This window comes from Streptomyces griseus subsp. griseus, assembly GCF_003610995.1.
Taxonomy (GTDB): Bacteria; Actinomycetota; Actinomycetes; order Streptomycetales; family Streptomycetaceae; genus Streptomyces.
The window spans coordinates 158,251-180,075 of record NZ_CP032543.1 but is presented as its reverse complement, the minus strand read 5'-3'; the positions used below and the strand labels follow the sequence as shown (position 1 = coordinate 180,075).

23 protein-coding genes are annotated in these 21,825 nt (G+C 72.2%); 15 read left to right on the top strand and 8 right to left on the bottom strand.

Features of this window, described 5'->3' with window-relative positions; all coding sequences use genetic code 11:
- Position 1: 1 nt before the first annotated feature.
- Positions 2-1,549: a hypothetical protein gene (locus D6270_RS00880; protein ID WP_109167696.1), complete on the bottom strand. Its 1,548-nt coding sequence runs from the start codon at positions 1,547-1,549 to the stop codon at positions 2-4.
- Positions 1,550-1,812: 263 nt separating this feature from the next.
- On the opposite strand from D6270_RS00880, the gene D6270_RS00875 reads away from it, so the two are divergent.
- Entirely contained in the window at positions 1,813-2,313 is a 501-nt protein-coding gene (locus tag D6270_RS00875; RefSeq protein ID WP_093694429.1) for a hypothetical protein, read from the top strand.
- A gap of 176 nt (positions 2,314-2,489) precedes the next feature.
- Here D6270_RS00875 and D6270_RS00870 read toward each other — a convergent pair whose 3' ends face one another.
- From D6270_RS00870 to D6270_RS00860, 3 genes are all read right to left on the bottom strand, one after another.
- Positions 2,490-4,703 (bottom strand): terpene synthase family protein, encoded by a 2,214-nt coding sequence (locus D6270_RS00870; RefSeq protein ID WP_109167697.1) that lies wholly within the window; start codon positions 4,701-4,703, stop codon positions 2,490-2,492.
- Positions 4,704-4,880: 177 nt separating this feature from the next.
- Entirely contained in the window at positions 4,881-5,567 is a 687-nt protein-coding gene (locus D6270_RS00865) for a transglycosylase SLT domain-containing protein (protein WP_109167698.1), read from the bottom strand.
- Between the two features lie 459 nt (positions 5,568-6,026).
- A complete protein-coding gene (locus D6270_RS00860; protein ID WP_109167699.1) occupies positions 6,027-7,163 on the bottom strand; it encodes an aminoglycoside phosphotransferase family protein in 1,137 nt (378 codons plus the stop codon).
- A 231-nt stretch (positions 7,164-7,394) separates the two neighbouring features.
- Between D6270_RS00860 and D6270_RS00855 the strand changes: the two genes are divergently transcribed.
- Positions 7,395-8,891, top strand: coding sequence for a DNA-binding protein NsdB (locus D6270_RS00855; RefSeq protein WP_109167700.1), 1,497 nt, complete (start codon positions 7,395-7,397; stop codon positions 8,889-8,891).
- A 93-nt stretch (positions 8,892-8,984) separates the two neighbouring features.
- On the opposite strand, the gene D6270_RS00850 is transcribed toward D6270_RS00855, so the two are convergent.
- Positions 8,985-10,400: a PP2C family protein-serine/threonine phosphatase gene (locus D6270_RS00850; protein ID WP_109167701.1), complete on the bottom strand. Its 1,416-nt coding sequence runs from the start codon at positions 10,398-10,400 to the stop codon at positions 8,985-8,987.
- 272 nt (positions 10,401-10,672) lie between these two features.
- Between D6270_RS00850 and D6270_RS00845 the strand changes: the two genes are divergently transcribed.
- The 3 genes from D6270_RS00845 to D6270_RS00835 all read left to right on the top strand — a co-directional run bounded on the left by D6270_RS00845 (position 10,673) and on the right by D6270_RS00835 (position 12,153).
- The gene (locus D6270_RS00845) at positions 10,673-11,500 is read left to right on the top strand and encodes a phosphotransferase (RefSeq protein WP_109167702.1); all 828 of its coding nucleotides are present in this window, start codon (positions 10,673-10,675) and stop codon (positions 11,498-11,500) included.
- A 149-nt stretch (positions 11,501-11,649) separates the two neighbouring features.
- Entirely contained in the window at positions 11,650-11,814 is a 165-nt protein-coding gene (gene rpmG / locus D6270_RS00840) for a 50S ribosomal protein L33 (protein ID WP_109167703.1), read from the top strand.
- 78 nt (positions 11,815-11,892) lie between these two features.
- Positions 11,893-12,153 (top strand): type B 50S ribosomal protein L31, encoded by a 261-nt coding sequence (locus D6270_RS00835; RefSeq protein WP_109167704.1) that lies wholly within the window; start codon positions 11,893-11,895, stop codon positions 12,151-12,153.
- Positions 12,154-12,379: 226 nt separating this feature from the next.
- On the opposite strand, the gene D6270_RS00830 is transcribed toward D6270_RS00835, so the two are convergent.
- A complete protein-coding gene (locus D6270_RS00830) occupies positions 12,380-13,015 on the bottom strand; it encodes a DUF1275 family protein (RefSeq protein WP_109167836.1) in 636 nt (211 codons plus the stop codon).
- A 180-nt stretch (positions 13,016-13,195) separates the two neighbouring features.
- Positions 13,196-13,696: a tetratricopeptide repeat protein gene (locus D6270_RS00825; RefSeq protein WP_109167705.1), complete on the bottom strand. Its 501-nt coding sequence runs from the start codon at positions 13,694-13,696 to the stop codon at positions 13,196-13,198.
- A gap of 157 nt (positions 13,697-13,853) precedes the next feature.
- Between D6270_RS00825 and D6270_RS00820 the strand changes: the two genes are divergently transcribed.
- From D6270_RS00820 to lepB, 10 genes are all read left to right on the top strand, one after another.
- Positions 13,854-14,582, top strand: coding sequence for a VanZ family protein (locus D6270_RS00820; protein WP_225976740.1), 729 nt, complete (start codon positions 13,854-13,856; stop codon positions 14,580-14,582).
- 302 nt (positions 14,583-14,884) lie between these two features.
- Entirely contained in the window at positions 14,885-15,673 is a 789-nt protein-coding gene (locus tag D6270_RS00815; RefSeq protein WP_109167707.1) for a DUF4389 domain-containing protein, read from the top strand.
- A 97-nt stretch (positions 15,674-15,770) separates the two neighbouring features.
- The gene (locus D6270_RS00810) at positions 15,771-16,475 is read left to right on the top strand and encodes a DUF4230 domain-containing protein (protein WP_109167837.1); all 705 of its coding nucleotides are present in this window, start codon (positions 15,771-15,773) and stop codon (positions 16,473-16,475) included.
- 275 nt (positions 16,476-16,750) lie between these two features.
- Positions 16,751-17,266 carry a lytic polysaccharide monooxygenase auxiliary activity family 9 protein gene (locus tag D6270_RS00805; RefSeq protein WP_109167708.1) on the top strand — a complete coding sequence of 172 codons (516 nt, stop codon included), beginning with the start codon at positions 16,751-16,753 and terminating at the stop codon, positions 17,264-17,266.
- A 197-nt stretch (positions 17,267-17,463) separates the two neighbouring features.
- Complete coding sequence (locus tag D6270_RS00800; protein WP_109167709.1) at positions 17,464-18,120, top strand: TNT domain-containing protein; 657 nt, start codon at positions 17,464-17,466, stop codon at positions 18,118-18,120.
- 6 nt (positions 18,121-18,126) lie between these two features.
- The gene (locus D6270_RS00795) at positions 18,127-18,360 is read left to right on the top strand and encodes a hypothetical protein (protein WP_109167710.1); all 234 of its coding nucleotides are present in this window, start codon (positions 18,127-18,129) and stop codon (positions 18,358-18,360) included.
- 155 nt (positions 18,361-18,515) lie between these two features.
- Positions 18,516-19,511, top strand: a complete 996-nt coding sequence (locus D6270_RS00790) for an alpha/beta fold hydrolase (protein ID WP_109167711.1) — start codon at positions 18,516-18,518, stop codon at positions 19,509-19,511.
- Positions 19,512-19,581: 70 nt separating this feature from the next.
- Positions 19,582-20,091, top strand: a complete 510-nt coding sequence (locus D6270_RS00785) for a mycothiol transferase (RefSeq protein ID WP_109167712.1) — start codon at positions 19,582-19,584, stop codon at positions 20,089-20,091.
- Positions 20,092-20,203: 112 nt separating this feature from the next.
- On the top strand, positions 20,204-20,515 hold the full coding sequence (locus tag D6270_RS00780) for a hypothetical protein (protein WP_109167713.1): 312 nt from the start codon (positions 20,204-20,206) through the stop codon (positions 20,513-20,515).
- A 113-nt stretch (positions 20,516-20,628) separates the two neighbouring features.
- Positions 20,629-21,318, top strand: coding sequence for a signal peptidase I (lepB, locus tag D6270_RS00775; protein ID WP_109167714.1), 690 nt, complete (start codon positions 20,629-20,631; stop codon positions 21,316-21,318).
- Positions 21,319-21,339: 21 nt separating this feature from the next.
- On the opposite strand, the gene D6270_RS00770 is transcribed toward lepB, so the two are convergent.
- Complete coding sequence (locus D6270_RS00770; protein WP_109167715.1) at positions 21,340-21,777, bottom strand: protein-tyrosine phosphatase family protein; 438 nt, start codon at positions 21,775-21,777, stop codon at positions 21,340-21,342.
- Positions 21,778-21,825: the final 48 nt, after the last annotated feature.

Here is a 21,825-nt window from a genome sequence, read left to right as displayed (position 1 = left end):
TTCAGGGCAGGGGGCAGCTGAGCGGCAGCACCCGCTCGGCGAGCCGGCCCGTGAGACGCCCGTCGGTGACGGCGGCCTCCTCCAGCCAGTCCGCCGCGGTCAGCTGCTCCACCAGGGGTTCCAGCTCGCCGGAGTCGACGGCACACCAGGAGGTGAGGACCGCCGTGTCGATGCCCTCGCCCTCGGGCCCCAGCCGTCCGTCGATCGTGGTCCGGATCGCCAGGGCCAGGGCGAGGAGCCGGACGGCCGCCCCCGTCTTCTTCTTGCGGAGCTTCCTGTCCCCGACCACCCGCTGGGCCCATCCGCTGAGCTTGGGACGTGTCTTCCTGCCGAAGTCGAACGGGCCCTCGCCGTCCTCGTCGGGCATCAGGGACGGGATGGTGATCGGGGTGGGGCTCTCGGGGCGGGAGGCGAGCAGATCGTCGGCGGTACCGGGGATGGACAGCCAGCCGGAGTCCAGGAGCCGCCCGATCAGCTCCTCGGGCTCCGTCAGGGGCAGCCCCTTGACGTCCTGCCCCACCAGGTTGCCCGTGCCGGTGAGCGCCGAGCGCAGGGTCAGCACCACCGCCATCAGGCGGGCCTCGGGGCCGGGCAGCGGGGTGTGGTCGGCGACATGGGCCAGGACCGTCCGCGCGTGGTCCCACTGCGTGAGCCCCGGCAGCAGGCGGCTGGTGACCTCGCCGTCGCCGACCGGGCTCTGGCCGGTGCGCTGCTGGTGCTGGAGGAGAGCGGCGGCGGCCGCCTGCTCCGCGCGCTGCGCCTCCAGCCGCAGATCGGTCTCACCGGTGACCTCCCACCACCTCGTGAAGGCCACCGCCTTGCGGGAGTGGAGCTCGGCGAGCTGCGCCAGGTCCGGTTCGGGGCGCTGCTGGTAGGCGCGGAAGAGGTCGCCCAACTCGATCAGCTCATCGCGCAGGGCGACGGGGTGCAGATCGTGCGGCACGATCCGCTGCGCGATCTTCCCGGTCCGGCGGTTGCGCCGGGGCTTCGGGCGGGGGGCGGGCACCGCCCGGGGGACGGCGGCCGGGGACGAGGCGGCGTGGGAGAACTGCGGCCCGGCCGGGACGGGCGGCCGGCCGGCCGGGGGACGGGCTCCTGGCGTGGGGGCCGGGCTCGCGGCGGCCGGGGCGGTGGCGACGATCCTCGCGGAGGGGTGGGCGGCCGCACACCGGGCGCAGCACTCCAGGGCCCGCCACCAGCGGCCCTGCCGGTCGTTGATGACGGCCATCACGACGGGGCCGCCGCACCGCGACGGCGTGGCCCGCTCACGCGGACCCGTCTCCCGGGTGTGGGTGTGGCACTCCTCGGCCCGGCAGGCGCAGTACGCCTCGGGGCGGGGCCCGGCGGCCGCCCGCAGATGCGTCGCCAGGTGGGCGACGGCGGCGGTGCGGCCGACGGCGGCGGAGGGCAGGACCTGAGGAGCGCAGGCCGGGCGGCCGCATGAGACGCGTACCGCCGCACCGCCCCGGTCCGCCGGGTCCAGGCGCACCATCCACGCGCGCCCCACCGCCCGCTCCTCCAGCCCGCTCACAGTGCCCTCCACCGTCATCCTGTCCTCTCTCCCGGCCCGTCGCCGTACCCGCATCGCCGCACTCGCCGCTGCCTCGACGGGCGGGGCAGGGCGGTGGACCCAACGGTATGCGTCATGGGAGCCCCGGGCGGGCGAACTTGCGCCGATTCCACGCGGAAGAGTCGCCGCCGGAGCGGGGTCCGCGATTCCCGCCGGTGGCCGGAGGGAATCGCGGGCGCCGGGGCCGGGTTCCGCTCCGGGCCCGGCTCCGCAACGTGAGCCGGGCCACGTAACATGGCAGCATGTCCTTCCTCCGCCGCCGTAGCGCCGCAACACCCGCGGGCCCGGACTTCGATGTCCTGGCCATGGACCCGGGGGACTGGCCCGGCAACCTCGGCGCCGGTCTGCTCCCCGCGCCCGACGGCAGCTGCCAGGGCGTCTTCCTCCGGTACGACCTGTACGGCGGCCGCGGCCCGGCCATGATCATCGGTAATCTCCCGGAGGGATCGCCCGCCCGCGAGACCGAGGACGGCCAGGTTCCCTTCGAGGTCGCGCAGCTCCTGCTGGCCCTGGAGAACGACGAGCCGATCGAGGTCGTCAGCAGCGAGGACGTCCCCGTGATGCAGGGCGACAACCTGCTGATCGTCCGCCGGGTGAAGCTCTCGGAGAGCCGGATCGCCTGCGTCCAGTTCGACCGCAGCGACGGGGTGCTCGTGACCATCGCCAGCTGGGACCGGCCCATCACGGACGACCTCTACACCCTCCTCAAGCCGCTGCCCGCAGAGCTGTTCCAGCAGGGCTGAAACGTCACTGCATAGGCCGCCCGAATATGCCGGGCGGCCTCTTCCCATGCCCTCGTGGGGCCGCGGCCTTTTCATGCCCCCTCGTGGTGCCCCGCCGCATTCGATGCCTGCGCACAGGACGCCGACGGCCGGCCGTGAGGTGCGCACGGCCGGCCGTCGGCCGGGCTCGGTACTGCCTACCCCCTGCTGCCCGCCAGCTCGGCCATCAGCCGGGTCACCTGAGCCGCCGAGGTGCCGAGCCCCGTGGGGCCGCCGAGGTGCCAGGGGGCGCCGTGGCCGCGCCGCAGGTCCTCCTCGCGGTACCGGCGGCAGCCCCGGTGCCAGATCAGGATGCCCGCGAGCCAGTGCTTCAGCTCCTGCACATAGCCCGCCAGCACCTCCCGCGCCTCGGCGTCCAGGCCGAAGTCGTCGTACAGCACCGGCAGTTCGACCTCCGCCACGTGCAGGAACTGCCGCAGCCGCGACTTCATCAGGTCGTGCACGATGGCCACGCCCGTCGGATAGTCGACCCCGAAGAAGTTCTGCACGACCAGGACGCCGTTGTGCACCTCGCCCTCGTACTCGATCTCCTTCTGGTACGAGAACAGGTCGTTCAGCAGGCACGCGTAGTCCGCCGCGGCGTTCTCCAGCGACCGCATCGGGCCACTGCGGTAGACCGCGTCCGGCACCGTCCTGCCGTGCCCGAGCCGGCACAGGCTCATCGTGAGGTCCGAACCGAAGGTCGCCCGCCGCATCTCGACGTAGTCGACCGGATCCGGGATGCGGTTCTGCGCCTGGTTGGCCAGCTCCCACAGCCAGCTCTCGGTCATCGACTCGATCGCGGTCCGGAAGGTGCGCCGCGCGTCCGGGTCCATCGGTCCCGCGGTCCTGCGCCACAGGTCGCCGAGCGACCGCTCCAGCGCGTTGACCGGCTCCGGGGCGGCCTCACCGTCCAGCGGCATGAAGAGCGAGAGCCGCTCGTTGGCCAGCCGCGCCCCCGCCAGGTCCCTGGTCCGCCCGTGCACCACGGGGAACCAGTCGTCACCGTACGTCCCCCAGGCCAGCCATGCCGAGGAGATGTCCAGCTCGTCAGGTGAGGCGTCCGGGTGGATGCCCGCCGCGCAGAGGGGGAGGTCGATCGCGAGGATCCGGTCCTCGTCCCAGATGTGCGAACCCGGGATCCCCGGCTGCGCCTCCAGGATGCCCATCCGGCGGGCCCAGTCGACGAGCCGGACCCGGGCACCCTCCAGGTGCGGGCTCAGCGTCGTCCCGAACGGCAGCTCCAGGTCGGGGACGAGGGAGGGGCCCACGTGCCGGAAGGGGAGATGGCTGTGGCTGCGGGCGCGCGCCGTCTCCGAACGCGGTGTGAACTTGATCGAGGCGGCGGACATGCCGAAGCCCGCCACCGCCTCACCGGCCCCGCCGCCGTTCATGTAGCGGCTGGAGCGCATGTGCCACTCATGGCCGCCGGACTGCCAGTCCTGGAGCCCCTTGACGTACGCGAGGACGGAAGCGGTCTGCGCCGGGTCGAGGCCCTTCTCCGCGCAGAGCGGGCCCAGTTCGGTGAGGGCCGTGTTCTCGAACTGGTGGAGCCGTGAGGTCAGCAGGTCGTTGACGGCCTCGGCGGCCTCCTGCGTGGAGCAGCCGAGGAACCTCTCCAGGACGAGGACCCCGTTGCTGTTCTCGCCCTCCTCCTCGACCTCGCGCTGGTACGAGAAGAGGTCGTTGCGCAGGTGAACCCCGTCGGAGAAGGCGTCGCGCAGGACCCGCAGGGGGCGGGCGTCGGCCACCGCCGCCGGCACCTCGGCGTTGGCCGCGTACTCCACGAGTCCGGCCGACCAGGGTGCGCCGCCCACCTTGCGGCGCATCTCGATGTACTCGACGGGGTTGGCGATGCGGCCCTCGTTGATGTTGGAGAGCTCCCACATCGACTCGTTGAGGAGGTTCTCCGTCGCCTCGGCGAACCTGGCCCGCCAGGCGTCCGACATCGCGGGAACCGTCCGCTCCCACAGATCGGCGAGGCCCGCCTCGACGGGGTTCTCCGGCTCGGGGGTCGCGGCCCCGCGCTCCATCGGCATGAAGGCGGGCAGCCGGTCCAGATACCGCTTGGCACCCTCGCGGTCGGGCGTGCGCTTGAACAGCTCAAGGAAGTGGTCGTCGAAGAAGAAGACCCACACATACCAGTCGGTGACCAGGGACAGTGCCTCGGCCGAGCAGTCGGGGTGGGTGTAGGCGCAGAGCAGAGCGTAGTCGTGCGCCTCCAGGTCCTTCTCCTCCCAGATGCCGGATCCCTCCAGCATCCCCATGCCGCGGGCCCACTGACGCGTGTGCGTCCGTGCCGCCTCCACATGAGGGTTGAGCCGTGCCGGATACGGAACATAGAAGTCCGGCAGTGAGAAGGGCTGTGCCATGTGCGTCAGGCCTTTCCGGAAGCCTCCGCGCAGTGGTGGGTGCGCGGACCAGTGGTGTCCGCGCCAGCTCTACCCTTCGGCCAACCGGGGCACGCACCAGGGCGATTAGTCAGATGATCGCGGTCTGGTTCGGCCCTTTCGGCGGCGGTCCGCCCGGCGGGCGGGATCGACCCGGACTCAGTACGCGGAGTCGACGTTGTCGATGGAGCCGTACTTGTCCGCCGCGTAGTTGGCGGCGGCGGTGATGTTGGCCACCGGGTCGGTGAGCTTCTTCGGGGTGCCCTTGACGTGGTACGCGTCGAAGGTCGGCTGGATCACCTGGAGCAGGCCCTTGGAGGGGATGCCGTTCTGCGCGTTGACGTCCCAGTCGTTGACGGCGTTCGGGTTGCCGCTGGACTCGCGCAGGATGTTGCGGTGCAGCCCCTCGTAGGAGCCGGGGATGTTCTTCTTCTTCATGATGTCGAGCGACTCGCGTATCCAGCCGTCGAGGTTGTTCTTGTACTGCTTGGGCGCGGCGACGGCCTTGCGCTCGGTGGAGCGGTTGGCGGTCTGCTTCTCGGAGTGCGCCTTCTCGGCGGACTTCTTGGCAGCGGCCTTCCGCTCGGCCACGGCCTTCTCCGCGGCGGCCTTCCGCTCGGCCGCGGCCTTCTTCGCCGCGGTGTCGGCGGCTGCCCTCTTCGACGCGATCTCCTTCGCCGTGGGAACGCCGGTGGCGATCTTCTCGGCGGCGACGGAGGACTTGGCCGCGGCGGGCTGTGCCTCGCTCTGCCCGCCGGTCGCGGTGATGGCCGTGACGGAACCGGCCGCGACGAGCACGGCGGTGGCGAGCTTGTGGGAGCGGGTGATGCGGATGGTGCGGGGCATGCGTGAGCTCTTCCTGTTGGGGACGGGATCTGCGGCCTGGGGCCGCGTGAGCAGAGACCGAGGGGATTTCGGCTGCCGACCGCCGGTGGGCGCTCGTCGCAGGCTCGGTCTCGGTGCTTGCCGGGATCCATGGTTAACGTCCGCCAGGACAGGAAGCAATGACCCTATTTACTACCTCTGATAGGAGATTGGGGTGAATGACCGCTTTGGTCGTTTCGTGGCGCCGTGGTGGAGGGCCCGCGCCCACTACCGAAGCTCGTAGGTGACGTGGGTCTCGTGGCGCGCCTCACCTGGGGGCGGCCTCCGGATGGCAGCCGGTCAGCGCTCTGTCACGGAGCGGGGCCGTCTACGGGGGCATCGGAGAACAGCACAGCGCGCTGCGGGAGCGGTGTGTCGGCACCGGTCCCGCAGCGCGCTTCCCTTGCACAGTGGCTCTTCGGCGCCCTCGCGCCCGCGGGCTCAGCGCGTCCCGACCGCCGCCCGCACCGCCCGCCGCGCCATCGCGCAGTCGTCGTGCAGCCTGCGCAGCAGCAGCCGCTGCTCCTCGCCCGAGGAGAGCACCCCCGGCCGGTCCTGGCCCGCGCTCACCGACGGCGCCTCCCGCATGGTGCGCTGCACGGCCGTCTCGTAGTTACGGATCTCCCGCGTCAGGACGAGCATCAGGTTGACCAGGAACGCGTCCCGTGCGGCCGGGCCCCTCGCCTGCGCCAGCTGGCTGATCTGGCGCCGCGCCACCGGGGCGTCACCGAGCACCGTCCACAGGGTCGCCAGGTCGTAGCCGGGCAGATACCAGCCCGCGTGCTCCCAGTCGACCAGCACCGGCCCGGTCGGCGACAGCAGGATGTTGGAGAGCAGCGCGTCACCGTGGCAGAACTGACCCATGGACTGACGGCCGCCCGCCTGGGCCAGGCCGTGCAGCAGCTTCTGCAGGTCGCCCAGGTCGCGGTCGGTGAACAGCCCGAGCTCGTGGTAGCGGGAGATCCGCGAGGCGTAGTCCAGCGGCGCCTCGAACAGCCCGGGCGGCGGTCGCCAGGCGTTCACCCGGGCGATCGCGCCGAGCGCCGCACGGATGTCGGCCCGCGGCGGCGCCTCCGCCGGGTGCCGGGTCAGCGCCGCCACCCGGCCGGGCATCCGCTCGATCACCAGCGTGCAGTTCTCCGGGTCCGCCGCGATCAGCCGGGGCACCCGAACCGGGGGGCGGTGCCGGACGAACGCGCGGTACGCCGCTATCTCGTGCTGGAACCGCTCCGTCCAGGCGGGGGAGTGGTCCAGTAAACACTTCGCGACGGCGGTGGCCCGGCCGGTGGTGCCCACGATCAGCACGGAGCGGCCGCTGCGCCGCAGGACCTGGACCGGGTTGAACTCGGGGCAGATGCGCTGCACGGAGGCGATGGCCATCCGCACCTGCGCGCCCTGCGGCCCGGAGAGGTCGATTCGTCCGCTGAGGGGTCCTGCACCCGGTCCCGCCGCCCGCCGGGTCCGGCCCAGGCCCTGCGCCGGCGCACCGGCGTGGGGGGCGAGATACGGCCCGCCGCCCGTCCCCATGGAACGGAGCGGCCGGGGCGGGGCGGACACGGAGGACGATGCTGTGTACATGGGCGAGACAGATCCCTTCGTGCGCCGACAAGTTACGTGCGCCAACCCGGCCGACGGCCGTTCGGCACCCTGGGGAGTACCTAGGGCTGCCGGGCGGGGTGGCGCTTTCCTACCTGACACCGGGTCACGGGTGGCAGACCATCTGGCGGACCCTGGCGAACCCTGGCGAATAGTCCCGGCGCATCTGACAGGGGGTTAGTGTCAAGTCAGCCGAGAACCTGGGGGCTTGACGTGACCGGAGAACCCAACACCCGTCTTTCCGACCTGTTCGGCCTGGCCGGCTGGTCCAAGGGCGAACTCGCGAGAATGGTGAACCGGCAGGCGGCGGCCATGGGCCACCCGCAGCTGGCCACCGACACCTCGCGGGTCAGGCGCTGGATCGACATGGGGGAGTCCCCCCGTGATCCCGTGCCCGAAGTGCTGGCAGCCCTGTTCACCGAGCGGCTCGGCCGTGTCGTGACCATCGAGGACCTCGGGTTCGGCCGACGCGGGCGTGTGGGGAAACGGCGGGACTCGGGTACGGAACACGACCCCGATCAACTGCCGTGGGCGCCCGAACGGACGGCAGCGGTCCTCACCGAATTCACGGGAATGGACCTCATGCTCAACCGACGCGGCTTGGTGGGTGCGGGCGCCGCGCTCGCCGCCGGCTCAACCATCGCAGGCCCTATGTACGACTGGCTGCACAGCGACCCCGTCCTGGCGGCCGACGCGCCACGCGCCAACGATCCCCAGCACGCCGACCCCGCCGGTTTCGACCGGTACGAGGCCGCGCCCGTGGGCTCCGAGGAGATCGAGGCCCTGGAGCACTCCGTCGAGGTGTTCCGCGCCTGGGACGCCTCCCGTGGCGGCGGACTCCAGCGCAAGGCCGTCGTGGGCCAGCTCAACGAGGTGGGCGGCATGCTCGCCTACCGCCACCCCGACCATCTCCAGCGCCGCCTGTGGGGCGTCGCCGCCAACCTCGCCGTACTGGCCGGGTGGATGTCCCACGACGTGGGCCTCGAACCGACCGCCCAGAAGTACTTCGTCATCGCCGCCCACGCGGCCAGGGAGGGCGGCGACCGGCCGCGCGCCGGTGAGGCGCTCTCCCGCGCCGCGCGCCAGATGGTGCACCTGGGCCGCCCCGACGATGCCCTCGACCTGATGAAGCTGGCGAAATCCGGCTCGGGCGAGGAGACCCTGCCCCGTACACAGGCGATGCTGCGCACCATCGAGGCCTGGGCGCAGGCGGCGATGGGCAGGGGCCAGGCCATGCGGCGCACCCTCGGCGAGGCGGAGGAGCTCTTCGTCTCGGACAAGGGCGATGTGCCGACCCCGAGCTGGATGCAGATGTTCGACGAGGCCGACATGCACGGCATGCAGGCCCTGGCGTTCCGCACTCTGGCCGAGCACGACCCCGGTGCGGCGTCCATCGCCCAGCGCCACGCCAAACAGGCCCTGGAGCTGCGGGTCAACGGACGTCAGCGGTCCAAGCTCTTCGACCACATCTCGCTCGCCTCGGCCTGCTTCATCGCCAACGACCCCGAACAGGGCGACCGGTACGCCCGGCTCGCGCTGGTGTCGATGGGGGAGACCTCCTCGCACCGCACCTGGGACCGGCTGCGCGAAATGTACCGGCTCACCGGCCAGTTCGCGGGATACGCCAAGATCCAGGACCTCCGCGAGCAGATCGAACTCTCCCTGCCGCAGAGCCCCGTCACCAAAAAGGCCAGGGGTACACAGGCCTGATTCCCCTACGTGTCCGCCGGCGGAGGCCGTAACCGCCGCGCGTACCCACCGTCATGACGCGCAGTCAGCCCTGAGGGCCGGTCTCGCGCTCCCTCATGCCCCGATGCGGGCGACCAGCACACACGCGTCGTCCAGGCGCTCGGCCCCGCCGAACTCCTCGACCACACCCCGTACACACTCCTGTGCGTCACGGGCCTGTGCGAACAGAGGGGCGAGGGCGAGCAGTTGCTCCGGGCCCGCACCTGGGCCGCTGCGGCGCGTCAGGCCGTCCGTGTGCAGCACCAGCACGTCGCCGGGGAGCAGGCGCACCTCGTCCTGCTCATGGGCGAGCCGGGACGCGGCACCGAGCAGCGCCCCCTCCGGGGGAGGCAGCCGGCGCCCCGTTCCGTCGCGGAAGAGCAGTGGCGCGGGGTGTCCCGCCTGCGCCCAGGAGAGGAGGCCGGTCGCCGGATCGACATGGCAGCACAGGGCGCTGCCCAGGGCGGGTCGCATCGATGTTTCGAGGAGGTGGTCGAGGTGCCCCAGCAGGGCGCCCGGCCGGACGCCGGCGACAGCCATGCCGCGCACTGCGCCGAGCACCATGGCCAGGGCCGAGGTGGCGGGGATCGCGGGCCCGGTCAGATCGCCGACGGCCAGCAGGGTCCCGCCGTCGGGCAGTTCCATCGCGTCGTACCAGTCGCCGCCGATGAGGCCGCCGGAGGCGGAAGGGAGGTGGTGGGCGGCGATGTCCAGGACGCCGGGGCCCTGCCGGGCGAGGTGTGACGGGCCGCGCCAGGGCGGCAGCGCGGTCTCCTGGAGCTCTTCCGCCGTCCGGTGTTCCGTACGCCCGTCACGGCGGGCCGAATCCCGGTTCCGGCCGACGGTCTCCTCGCTGCGGCGCAGCTCGCCGACGTCCCGGAGCACGGCCCACATGGAGGCGGTGCAGCCCTCCGGGTCGAGGACCGGTTCTCCCGTCATGTGCAGCGTGCGGACCCGGCCGTCGGGGAGCACGATGCGGAACTCCCCGTCCATCGGCTGCCCGTCCACGAGGCAGCCGGTCACCATGGAGGTCAGCTTGGGCTGGTCGTCCGGGAACAGCACGGACGGCAGGTCGTCCAGGGACAGCGGAGGCGAACCGGGTGGCCGGCCGAAGATCTCGTACAACTCGTCCGACCAGCTGACCTCGTCGGTGAGGAGGTTCCATTCGGCGCTGCCCACCCGGTTCGGCGCGGAACCGGCCGACGGGCCGTCCGGGGGTACGTCGCCGTCCCGGGCGGCGGGGCGCCGGGCCGGCAGACCGGTCTTGAGCTGGCCCAGATGCTGGTCGAGGGTGTCGAGGTGCTGGACGGCCAGGTCGCACAGGGCGCGCTGCCAGCGAGCCTGGGGGTCGTCCTCGTCGCTCACGGCCGCGTTCCGTCCCACGGCGTCCACGTCTCCGCGCAGCTGGCGCGCCCGGTGGATCAAGGCGTCGACGGCATCGTGCGCGGGGGGCTGTGGTGCGGGGCGGTCCGCGAACAGATGGGACGGCATCTCGTACTCCGATACAGGCGCGGTGCGGCCGGGTCTCAGGGGTCGACCGCTATCGACTGTCGCACAGGCCGCGGCGGCCCGTAAGGGATTCGACAACACTCGATGGGTTGTTGCTTATGGCATATGCCACAGGCTGTGCGGAGACGGTGATCCGCCGAACGGGCGTACGGATAAGGGGTGTTGGTCAGCCCCGGTGGCATAGGCCCCCGCGACGGACGAGCCCAAAGTGAATCCGGGTGCGTGCGGCGGGGCCGACCGGCAGGATGCCTCGCATGCCCGAACAGCCGCGTGCCCCCCTTCCCCCGCAGTCCGTTCTCGACGCCTTCGGCCTGCGCGGCACCCCCGAGCCGCTGACCGGTGGTCAGGGACGCAGCGTCCGCGTCGGCGGGGCCGTCCTGAAGCCCGCGGAGGGGACCGAGGGGGAGTCGGAGTGGGCCGTGTCCCTCTTCGAGCGGCTGCCCCGGGGCGCCGGCTTCCGGGTGCCGCGACCCCTGCGTTCGGCCGAGGGGGCCGGTGTGGTCGACGGCTGGACGGCCGCCGAGTTCATGGACGGCCGCCCCGGCCCCAGCGGACAGTGGCCCGGCGTCGTCGCCGCGGGGCGCGCCTTCCATGCCGCCCTGCGGGAGGAGCCCCGCCCCGGCTTCCTCGCCCGCCGTACCCACCCCTGGGCGGTGGCCGACCGCGTCGCCTGGGGCGAGGAGGAGGCCGACATCGTCGCGGAGCTCGCCGAGCCGTTCGGGCGGCTGCTGGCCCTGCGGCGGCCCGTGGAGGCGGCGCCGCAGATCGTCCACGGCGACCTCGCCGGCAATGTCCTCTTCGCGCCCGGCCAGGACCCCGTCATCATCGACTTCTCCCCCTACTGGCGCCCGGCTCTCTACGCGGAGGCCGTGGTGATCGGCGACGGCCTGCTCTGGTACGGCCCCGCCCCCGCTCTCACGGCGGGCGGGGGCGGCGACCCCCGCTGGCGTCAGATGCTGGTTCGCGCACTGATCTTCCGGCTCGTCGCGCTGAGCGGCCTTGTCGGCCCGTCCCGGTCCGCCGGGAAGAAGGAGGGTGCCCGCTTCCGGGCGGCCGCGGATGCCGTGGAGCGCGGGGCGTAAGGGGGTAGGGCACGGCCCTGAGGGCTGCCGGCGCCGGTGTGACCCGGCCGGGAATGCCGACGGGGTATGGCGCGTTACTCCACCAGAACGAAAACGAATCCCATTCCCGTTATGAGAGGTGGGGTCGTCGAGTCCCGCAGGAGGCGCCCATGGCACGCAGCGAGCTCAGGCCCGTCGTGACCCTCCGGTCCACCGCCGGCACCGGCCACAGCTACGTCACCCGCAAGAGCCGCCGCAACACCCCCGACCGGCTGGAACTGCGCAAGTTCGACCCCGCCGCCGGGCAGCACGTCCTCTTCCGCGAAGCCCGCTGACCGGGCGGAGCCGACCCGAGCGGAAGCACTCCCGTACGCCACCGTCACCGCCATCCGCGGTGAGGAAGGAACGCATCGATGAAGCCTCGTATCCACCCCGTCTCCCGCCCCGTGGTCTTCCGCGACCGCTCGGCGGACGTCGCCTTCCTGACCCGCTCCACCGCCGACTCCGGCGAGCGCGTGGCATGGGAGGACGGCAACACCTACCCCGTCATCGACGTCGAGACCTCGTCCGCGAGCCACCCGTTCTACACCGGGGGTCGTCAGGTACTCGACACGGCCGGCCGCGTGGAGCGGTTCCGGCGCCGCTACGGCACCGATGGGGCGTCCCGGAGCTGATCGCATCTGCTCTTCGGCAGACGGCGGAACCGGGGATTCCGTGCCGTGGATCACATCCGCGGGGGAGGGTTCCCGGGAACGGTCCGAGATGGTTTATCGTTCATCTATACGTGGGTGTGAGGGGGACGGTGTCCCCGGGCCTCACCAACAGCCCATGGGGAGAGTTCGCACCGCCGAAGCCCCATGGAGCCCCTCGCCGAGAGGTGACCGCCCTTCATCCCCGCACTCAAGCCGCCCCGGCTGGATTCCCCCGATCCGGCCGGGGCTTCCCCCTGTCCCGGCCCCCACGCGGCGCGGTTTCGAGAACCAGCGCCGAGGCCACCAGCGCCACCGGACCCAGCGCGGCCCCCGGGCTCCACCACCGCTCCGCCAGCGCCGCGACCCCCGCACCGGCCACCGCCGCCCCCAGCCGGCCCACCACCCAGACGTCCCCCGGCGTCAGCTCCCGCGCCGCCGTCCGGCCGGCCAGCGAGGTGAGGGTCCCGGTGAAATAGTTCGTCGGCGCCACCCGGATGCGCCCCTGGACGCCCATCGCCAGCGACACGAGGGCCAGCAGCCCGAGGCGGTCACCGTACGACGCCACCAGACCGAACCCCCACAGCACGGCGGCCACCCCGAGCAGGACGGACTCGGTCAGCAGCGTCAGTCCCGGCGGGAGCCCTGCCATCAGCGCACCGGCCGCGGCCCCGCAGACGTACGCCGCCAGGGCGGTGACCACCCGCAGCGCCACCCCGTCCTCACCCGCTCCGGCCGCCGAGGCCCCGAGCAGCACCAGATTCCCGGTCATCACCCCGGCGAAGACCTGGCCCACACAGAGGAAGACGAACGCGTCCGCCGCCCCGGAAGCCGCGGACAGGAGCAGCAGCGCCCACTCTCCCCGCCGGGAGAGGCCGTCGGCCCGGGGCGCGGCGGACGAGGGGGACGGGGGCGGGGGAGGGGAGTGCACCCGAGCATTCTCGGTAGGTACGCGTTGCGGGACCGCGCTCCGCCGCCGACGCGGCGCGCCGCGTACGGGTACGTCCCCTGCCGGCGATGCCCCGGGTCACATGGTCTCGTGCAGATCCTTCGCGTAGTGCTCGATGGCCGGCCGGTACTGCTGCACTTGCCGGTCGTCGCTCGTCGACGCCACCAGCCGCAGCAGCAGCTGCATCGCCTCGTGGTGCTCCTCGGTGTTGAACAGGGCCATCGCCAGGAACGACTGCAGCGCCCCGTCGTCGGGAAACTCCTCGACGCCCCGGCGGAGCGTCTCCACGGCCTGTCCGTACCGCCCCAGCACCCGGTAGGTGCTGCCGAGACCCAGCAGCGCCCCCCGCCGGTCCTCCCTGCCGAGCCCCGTCCCCGCCAGGCTGCGTTCGTAGTAGGCCACCGCCTCGGTCTCCAGGCCCAGGACGTCGTGGACCCACGCGGTCCGGTAGGCCACCTCCGCGTCGTCGGGGAACTCGGCGGTCAGGACGAGCAGCCGCTCACGCGCCTCCCCGGCCCGGCCCTCCTCGCGCAGCCGGTCGGTCTCGGCCAGCAGGTCCTTCTTCTCACGTAGGCTCATGGGCCCATCGTCGCAGGCGGCACCGGACGGCCGGGCGATTTTCAGGCTCGGACGTCCACCCGGGTGTTTTCCGCCCCGGCGCGGGCAACTGTCCGCCATGACTGCAGAGACGAACCCCCCTGCGCGACAGGGGGCATGGGCGCGCGTGCTGCTGAGGATGACCGTCCTGACCGTGGTGCTGTTGGGGCTGGTGGTGTTCTCCGTCCTCCTGGCCAAGGTGACCCTCACCCCCTCCCCGGCCTCCGAGGACCTGATCACCTCGAATCTCCAGCCGGGCCGGTCGCTGCGCCAGTACGCCGAGGACTACACCTTCCTCGCCGCGTGCAAGCAGGCGGGCGGAAACCTGCTGCTCGGCGTGCCCTTCGGGCTGCTGCTCCCGTTCCTCGTGCCGCGCCGCCTGCGGATGATCAGCATGACGGTGCTGACCGCCGCCGTCATGATCATCGTGGAGCTGGTCCAGGGCGCCCTGGTCACCGGCCGTGCTTTCGACATCGACGACGTCATCCTCAACACGGCGGGCGCCCTGCTCGGTTACCTCGTGCTGGGCCGCCGGATCAGCCACAGCTATCACAAGCGCGCCCACGACCCGAAGGCCGAGGCGGTCGAGCCCGCGGCGGAGCCTGAGGCGGCGGGGAGGCTGAAGCCGTCCCGGACCGGCACGAAGACCGGGACGAAGGCCAGCACGAAGGCCGGGAGTAAGGCAGGGACGACGAGGACCGGGACGAGTGCCCGGGGCACGGCCAAGGCGAAGGAGCCGTCCAAGGCAGCGGCGCGGACCGGTGGCACGCGCCTGACGAAGCCCAAGGGTTCGAGCGGTCGCCCCACCGTGGGCGGCACGCAGCCCGGCTCCGGCCGCACCCTCCTGAACCGCCTCCGCAGGCGCTGACCCCAGGGGGCGCCCTTTTCCCCTCCCGCCGCGCGGACGGCACAGCGCCGCCCGACGGGCCGGACCCGCCCGGCGGGCCAGTGCTGCCCCAGCCCGTCCGGGAGGGCACGCCGCGACTGCCCGGCGGCGTGAGGCCGCTCGTCCCAGCGGTGCATGACGCCCTCGGGCCCGGCCGCCCCCACCGGCACGCTCCTCCACCCGTTCGGGCCGCGGCCGTTTGCGGCCCGTGCCGTGCGGCCGCAGCGTGGGGGGCATGTCCTGCGCGCTGCCGCCGTACGGACCCCCTGCCGAGGAGGAGCGACATGGCCGACGGCCGGTGGAGCCCGGGCCGCAAGGAGACCGACGCCGACGAGTTCAGGCCCGTTCTCGACATCGTCGAACCCGGCCGGCAGCGCCGGCTGACGGTCTTCTTCCGACTGCTGCTCCTGATCCCGCATTTCATCGTGCTGTTCTTCCTGCACATCGCGGCCTTCTTCACCGTGATCGTGGGCTGGTTCGCCGCCCTGGTGCTGGGGCGGCTGCCCGATCCGGTCTTCCGGTTCCTGGCTCAGTTCCTCGGGTACGACATGCGCGTCTCGGCGAGCCAGATGCTGCTGATCGACCGCTATCCGCCCTTCGCGCTGAACCCGCCGCCGGACTACCCGGTCCAGATCGACGTACGGCCCACGGCTCTCAACCGCCTGGCGGTGCTGTTCAGGATCTTCCTGATGATCCCGGCGGCGATCGTGCAGAGCCTCGCGATCTACGGCTGGTGGGCCCTGTGCTTCGTGTGGTGGGTCATCACCCTCGTCCTGGGCCGGATGCCGCGCCCCCTGTTCGAGGCGACCGCGGCCACCCTGCGCTACCGGATGCGGTTCTCGGCGTACGCCATGATGCTCACCCCGGCCTACCCCAAGGGCCTCTTCGGGGACGACGACCTCGTCGTGGAGCAGGGGCACTCCCGCTCCGCCACCCGGCCGCTGGTCATGAGCAGCGCCGGGAAGTGGCTCGTGGTGCTCTTCCTGGTGCTCGGCCTCATCGGCAACGTCACCACTTCGGTGACCACCACCACGACCTCCGACGACACCACGGAGCTGTCCGGCCGCCCCTGAGGGCCCGCCGCCCGCATCCGTCTACCCGCACTGGTCGAACTGGCTTATTTCGCAGGGGAGATGGGTTGAAATCGCGCCTGCGGGTCACATGCAGTCCATGACGTCCAGCGACGCAACCACGGATACCGCCCCGCCGAGCGGGAAGAAGCCCACGCCCCGTCCCGGGCGTGGGCTGCTGAAGGCCGTCGCCATCTGCGCGGTCGTTCTGGCCCTGATCTTCGCCGCCGGCAAGTTCATCGTGCTGCCCGGGATCGGCAGCCTCTTCGGGGAGGAGACCCGCGACCGGTCCGGCCCCGCCGTGCTCAAGTCGATCCAGGACATGAGCGCGTACGAGGCGGCCTCGGGCAACTTCCAGGTCGTCGTCGACCTGGAGAAGGACGCCAAGTTCCTGCCGGACGTGGTACGCGGCACCCGCACGCTCTTCGTCGGCGCGGGTACGGTCGGCGCCTCCGTCGACCTCGGGAAGGTCACCGAGGACGGAGTCGTCATCAACGAGGAGCGGACCACCGCCGAGATCCGGCTGCCGCACGCGGTGCTGGGCAAGCCGGCCCTGGACCCGGACCGCTCCTACGCCGTCTCCAAGCAGCGCGGACTCCTGGACCGGCTCGGCGACCTCTTCTCCGACAATCCGAGCAGCGAACAGGCGGTCAACCAGCTGGCCGTCCGGCACATCGGTGACGCGGCGAAGGAGAGCGGGCTGACCGCCCGCGCCGAGAAGAACACCGCGGACATGCTGAAGGGTCTGCTGGGCTCCCTCGGCTTCGAGCGCGTCACCGTCCGCTACGGCGATGACCAGGGCTGATGGCGCCCGGCGACCGGGCGCGGTGACCGTCCGTCGCGGCCCGCGCCCGGCCGCCGCCCCACCCGCCACGCGCGCCGCTCCCTTGACGCGTACGCGACGGTGAGTATGGTCTAGGCCAAGTGCAAGGCCTTTCCGGCACCGGTCATCAGGCCTGTCCGGCAAGGGACTTGCAGCCCTTCGCGCCTCGTAGGCCCCACACTAGCGAGGCCTCGCCGCCGACTCCGGGCCCCCCACGGCCCGCCACCGCGCGGTGCGGTCTCAGGTGAAGGAGAAGCATGCACACGAAGAGGAAGACCGCCCTCGCCATCGGTGCCGTTCTCGCCCCGGTCCTCGCCCTGAGCCTCCCGGCGAGCTCCGCCAACGCCCACGGCTACATCTCCAACCCGCCCAGCAGGCAGGCCCAGTGCGCCGCCGGCACGGTCAGCTGCGGATCGATCAGCTACGAACCGCAGAGCGTCGAAGGCCCCAAGGGGCTCACCAGCTGCAGCGGCGGGAACAGCGGGTTCGCCGAGCTCGACGACGACTCCAAGGGCTGGGCGGTCACCCCGGTGAACCGCTCGCAGGAGTTCGAGTGGAAGATCACCGCCCGCCACTCCACCAGCACCTGGCAGTACTTCGTCGGCGGCGAGAAGATCGCCGAGTTCGACGACGGCGGCGCGCAGCCCGGCGCGACCGTCACCCACCAGGTCGACTTCGGCAACAAGACCGGTCAGCAGAAGGTCCTGGCGGTCTGGAACATCGCGGACACCGTCAACGCCTTCTACGCCTGCATCGACGTCAACGTCAGCTAGCGGCAGGCCCTGTTCCATCCATCGCGCCCCGGCCGGGCCCCAGCTCCACCCGGCCGGGGCGCGGTGCTGTTCCCCTGCGTCGATGGAGCATGGTCCGTCCTGGCCGGAAAGCGGCATGGCGTGGATGCTCCAGGTAGTCGAACGGTTACCCTTCGTCAGCTGTCCGATTGGTCATCAGTGCTCGAGGGGACCCCTGAATGAACCGCATGCGTACCGTACTTGCCGCGCTCGGCATCACCGCCGGACTGATCACCACCCCCACCGCCACAGCCGCCCCGGCCGCCGCCGAACGGCACGAACCCTGCACCGGCGAATACCGCGGTGACGCCCGGCTCGGCCCCAAGTGGCTGCCGAACAACCGCCTCGCCCCGGTCGGCCCGCTCCTCAAGGGCTACCAGCGCACCGGCGGCCTCTCCCCGCAGGCCTTCCTCAAGAAGTACTGGGAGGGGCCCGCGGACACCGGAAGCTGGAAGTACCCGCCCAACGACGGCTTCGGCGAGGTCAACGGCGAGATCGACAAGGAGCCGTCCAAGCTCCGCCCCGGCCAGCGCCTGGACCGCTTCGGCTCGGAGTACGGCGGCTACCTCGCCCCGGCCGGTGACGCCTACGCCGAGCGCGCCCTGCCCCCGCAGAACCTCAGCACCCGGGAAGCGGCGACCCCCTGCGACTACCGCGTCTACAAGGTGGCGAAGCCCTTCTGGGTCTGGCAGGGCAGCATCGCCCCGTGGTTCGAGCAGCCCGGCGGCGGCCGGCAGATCAAACTCGACCCGGTCTTCCTCAACCCCGGCGAGGGCGAGCGGCTGAACGTGAAGTGGCTGCTGGACCACGGCTACCTCACCTCCGTGGCCGCGTAACCCCCCGTGGACCGCGAGACGTTGAACGCCGCGCTCGTGGCGGCCGGCATCCCCGGCGGTTACTACCGGATCGAAGGCGTCCACGAGCCGGCCCCCACCCCGCCCGACTTCCTCTTCCTGCGACGGGCGGCGGACGGCGGATGGGAGACCGGCGCCTACGAACGCGGTCAGGACGACGTCCTCGCCCGCCACCCGGACGAGTCCACCGCCTGCGCACACCTGCTGCGGCTCCTCGTCTGACCGTCCCCGGCCCCCTTTTGCCGGTACGGCAAAGATCCTTGTGCGGGCGGCGGACGCCCCCGAATGATCGTGAGCGGGCGGCCGGGCTCCGGCCCGGCCGCCCGACCGCACCCGTCACGACCGCCCCGTACCCCTGGGGCGTCCGAGGAGGAACCATGCCGCAGCCCCCGACGGACCCCGCCACCCCGCCCGGCGCGGTCCACCGCCTGGTGGACACCCCCGGCGGCCGCATCCACCTGGTGGAGCAGGGCGCGGGCCCCCTCGTCCTCCTCGTCCACGGCTTCCCCGAGTCCTGGTACTCCTGGCGCCACCAGTTCCCCGCGCTGGCCGCCGCCGGATACCGGGCCGCCGCCATCGACGTACGCGGCTACGGCCGTTCCGCCAAACCCGCCGCCACCGACGCGTACCGCATGCTCGCCCACGTCGCCGACAACACCGCCGTCGTCCACGCCCTCGGCGAGGAGACGGCGACGGTCGTCGGCCACGACTGGGGCTCGCCCATCGCCGCCGACAGCGCCCTGCTCCGCCCGGACGTCTTCACCGCCGTCGGCCTGCTCAGCGTCCCCTACTCCCCGCGCGGGGAGCACCGCCCCACCGACGGCTTCGCCCGGATCGGCGGGGACGAGGAGTTCTACGTCAGCTACTTCCAGACCCCCGGCCGGGCCGAGGCGGAGATCGAACGGGACGTACGGGGCTGGCTCGCCGGCTTCTACACCGGGCTGACCGGCGGAACCCTCTCCCCCGAGGAGCACGGCAGGCTCTTCTTCGTACCCCCGGGAGCGCGGCTCGCCGACCGGCTCCCCACCGGACCGCTGCCCGCCTGGCTCACCGAGGCCGACCTCGACGTCTACAGCGGCGAGTTCGAACGCTCCGGATTCACCGGCGCCCTCAACCGCTACCGCAATGTCGACCGCGACTGGGAAGACCTCGCCGCCTGGCACGGAGCGCCCATCACCCAGCCCTCCCTCTTCATCGGCGGCGCCCTCGACGCCTCCACCACCTGGATGGCCGACGCCATCGACGCCTACCCGGCCACCCTCCCCGGCCTGTCCGCCGCGCACATCCTCGAAGGCTGCGGGCACTGGATCCAGCAGGAGCGCCCGGACGAGGTGAACCGGCTGCTGACCGAGTGGCTGGACGGGCTGCGGTAGGGCGTACGCGCCGGGCGACGCGCGTGTGTCGGAGCGCGGTCCGCGCGGCCCAGGAGGCGAAGGTGAAGGGATGAACAGTGCGAACACGCTGGCCGAGGCGTTCGACCGGGTCAGGGAAGCGGTCCACGCGGCGGCCGAAGGACTCCCGGCCGACGACCTCAACGCCCGGATCGACGACGGGGCGAACTCGATCTCCTGGCTGATCTGGCATCTCACCCGGGTCCAGGACGACCACATCGCCGACGCCGCGGGCACCGGCCAGGTCTGGCTCACCGAGGGCTGGGCCGACCGCTTCGGACTCCCCTTCGACGAGGAGGCCACCGGATTCGGGCACAGCGGCGACGAGGTCGCCGCCGTCCGCGTCGACTCCGCCGACCTGCTCCTCGGCTACTACGACGCCGTCCACGAGAGGACCCTCGACTTCGTCCGCGGACTGGACGGCCGGGGCCTGGACCGCATCGTCGACGAGGCCTGGTCGCCCCCGGTGACCCTGGGTGTCCGGCTGATCAGCGTCATCGCCGAGGACCTCCAGCACGCGGGCCAGGCCGCATTCGTCCGGGGCGTACGGGAACGCGCGTGAGACAGGGTTGCGGAGGAACCACCTCCGCAACCCGTGCACCCTCCAGGCGGCGGTGCCATACTCGAAAGCAGTCCGCCGCAGAGGCTTGTCATCGTCCGAAAGGCGGCACGTCATGAGCTGGGCATCGTGGACGACCAGCGGTGTCTTCGCGGGAACAGGCGGAGTCCGCACCGAAGAAGCCGGCATCCTGAGCGGAGACCTCACGGTGCACACGACATGGTCCGATGGCCAGGCGTCGGTGGCCGTGCAGTACAGCGGTTCGTCGGACTGGTTCACGCTCGCGGGCAGCCCCGTGCCGTGCGCCTCCGAGGAGGAGAGCCGCGCCTTCCACCAGAGCGTGGTCGAGGCGGTGCGCGCCGGTGCCGGGGCCACGGTCCCGCCGGACGGCACCGCCCCCGCCACACCGCCGGCCCCCGCCACCTGACCTCCGCGTCGGGAGCCGCGACCCGCCGCGTCCGCCGCGCCCCATAGAGTGACCCGACAAGATCCGTTCCCCACCGGGACGGGTGGGCGGGACACGGGGCGAGGAGCGGCGTCATGGTGCGTGCGGGTGCACGGCGGGCGGGGACGAGAAGACACCGGCCCTTCTGGGTGGAGCTCCCGCTCCTCATCGGGATCGCCCTCGTCCTGGCCCTGCTCATCAAGACCTTCCTCGTCCAGGCCTTCTCCATCCCGTCGGAGTCCATGCAGAACACCCTCCAGAAGGGCGACCGGGTCCTCGTCGACAAGCTGACCCCGTGGTTCGGATCCGAGCCGGAGCGGGGCGAGGTGATCGTCTTCCACGACCCGGACGGCTGGCTGGACGGCGTGGCGACCGACCCGCCCAACACCGTGCAGAAGGTGCTGAGTTTCGTCGGCGTGATGCCATCGGCCGAGGAGAAGGACCTCATCAAGCGGGTGATCGGCGTCGGCGGCGACACCGTGGAGTGCGCGGGCGACGGACCGGTCAAGGTCAACGGCAAGGCCCTGGACGAGCCCTATGTGTTCCCCGGCAACACCCCGTGCAGCAACGACGACAAGGGCACCTTCAAGGTCACCGTCCCGCAGGGCGGGCTCTGGGTGATGGGCGACCACCGGCAGGCGTCGGCGGACTCCCGCTACCACACCGACGACCGCAACAAGGGCATGGTCCCGGTCGACGAGGTCGTCGGCCGCGCCGTCGTCGTCGCCTGGCCGGCCGACCGCTGGAACACCCTGCCCGTGCCCGACACCTTCGCCACACCCTGACGGCGGCCCGGCCGGGCAGGGCTACCCGGCCCGGCCGAACTCGCGTACGTAGCGCCGCTGCCACGGGGTCTCCACCGCTCGCGGGTGGTACCCCCGGCGGACGAACGCCACCGCTTCCCCGGCCGGCACCCCGTCCAGCACGGCCAGGCAGGCCAGCGCCGTCCCGGTCCGCCCGATCCCGCCCCCGCACGCGACCTCCACCCGCTCGCCGGGGGCCCGCCGCCACACCTCCGCCAGCAGCTCCCGGGCCTGCCGCCGGTCGGCCGGCAGCCGGAAGTCCGGCCACCGCAGCCACCGCGACTCCCAGCCGGAGGGCGGAGGCGTACGCCCCAGCAGATAGACGCCGAACTCCGGCTCGGGGCCCTCGGGCAGGGGGTTGCGCAGGCCCCGACCGCGAATCAGGCGCCCGGAGGGCAGTGTCAGTACGGCCCGGTCGGCCGCGTCCCAGCTCTCGGTCATACCGTCGAATCTAGCGACGGGAAGCGGCCCGGGAGCACGGAACGGGGC

What these genes read in the sequence shown, in the direction of transcription:
- D6270_RS00780 (WP_109167713.1), top strand. Translation starts at nt 20,204, where the DNA reads ATGAGCTGGGCATCGTGGACGACCAGCGGTGTCTTCGCGGGAACAGGC.
- D6270_RS00865 (WP_109167698.1), bottom strand. Translation starts at nt 5,567, where the DNA reads ATGCCCCGCACCATCCGCATCACCCGCTCCCACAAGCTCGCCACCGCC.
- D6270_RS00835 (WP_109167704.1), top strand. Translation starts at nt 11,893, where the DNA reads ATGAAGCCTCGTATCCACCCCGTCTCCCGCCCCGTGGTCTTCCGCGAC.
- D6270_RS00870 (WP_109167697.1), bottom strand. Translation starts at nt 4,703, where the DNA reads ATGGCACAGCCCTTCTCACTGCCGGACTTCTATGTTCCGTATCCGGCA.
- D6270_RS00820 (WP_225976740.1), top strand. Translation starts at nt 13,854, where the DNA reads ATGACCGTCCTGACCGTGGTGCTGTTGGGGCTGGTGGTGTTCTCCGTC.
- D6270_RS00770 (WP_109167715.1), bottom strand. Translation starts at nt 21,777, where the DNA reads ATGACCGAGAGCTGGGACGCGGCCGACCGGGCCGTACTGACACTGCCC.
- D6270_RS00850 (WP_109167701.1), bottom strand. Translation starts at nt 10,400, where the DNA reads ATGCCGTCCCATCTGTTCGCGGACCGCCCCGCACCACAGCCCCCCGCG.
- D6270_RS00875 (WP_093694429.1), top strand. Translation starts at nt 1,813, where the DNA reads ATGTCCTTCCTCCGCCGCCGTAGCGCCGCAACACCCGCGGGCCCGGAC.
- D6270_RS00815 (WP_109167707.1), top strand. Translation starts at nt 14,885, where the DNA reads ATGGCCGACGGCCGGTGGAGCCCGGGCCGCAAGGAGACCGACGCCGAC.
- D6270_RS00790 (WP_109167711.1), top strand. Translation starts at nt 18,516, where the DNA reads ATGCCGCAGCCCCCGACGGACCCCGCCACCCCGCCCGGCGCGGTCCAC.
- D6270_RS00810 (WP_109167837.1), top strand. Translation starts at nt 15,771, where the DNA reads ATGACGTCCAGCGACGCAACCACGGATACCGCCCCGCCGAGCGGGAAG.
- D6270_RS00880 (WP_109167696.1), bottom strand. Translation starts at nt 1,549, where the DNA reads ATGACGGTGGAGGGCACTGTGAGCGGGCTGGAGGAGCGGGCGGTGGGG.
- D6270_RS00860 (WP_109167699.1), bottom strand. Translation starts at nt 7,163, where the DNA reads ATGTACACAGCATCGTCCTCCGTGTCCGCCCCGCCCCGGCCGCTCCGT.
- D6270_RS00825 (WP_109167705.1), bottom strand. Translation starts at nt 13,696, where the DNA reads ATGAGCCTACGTGAGAAGAAGGACCTGCTGGCCGAGACCGACCGGCTG.
- rpmG (WP_109167703.1), top strand. Translation starts at nt 11,650, where the DNA reads ATGGCACGCAGCGAGCTCAGGCCCGTCGTGACCCTCCGGTCCACCGCC.
- D6270_RS00805 (WP_109167708.1), top strand. Translation starts at nt 16,751, where the DNA reads ATGCACACGAAGAGGAAGACCGCCCTCGCCATCGGTGCCGTTCTCGCC.
- D6270_RS00800 (WP_109167709.1), top strand. Translation starts at nt 17,464, where the DNA reads ATGAACCGCATGCGTACCGTACTTGCCGCGCTCGGCATCACCGCCGGA.
- D6270_RS00845 (WP_109167702.1), top strand. Translation starts at nt 10,673, where the DNA reads ATGCCCGAACAGCCGCGTGCCCCCCTTCCCCCGCAGTCCGTTCTCGAC.
- D6270_RS00785 (WP_109167712.1), top strand. Translation starts at nt 19,582, where the DNA reads ATGAACAGTGCGAACACGCTGGCCGAGGCGTTCGACCGGGTCAGGGAA.
- lepB (WP_109167714.1), top strand. Translation starts at nt 20,629, where the DNA reads ATGGTGCGTGCGGGTGCACGGCGGGCGGGGACGAGAAGACACCGGCCC.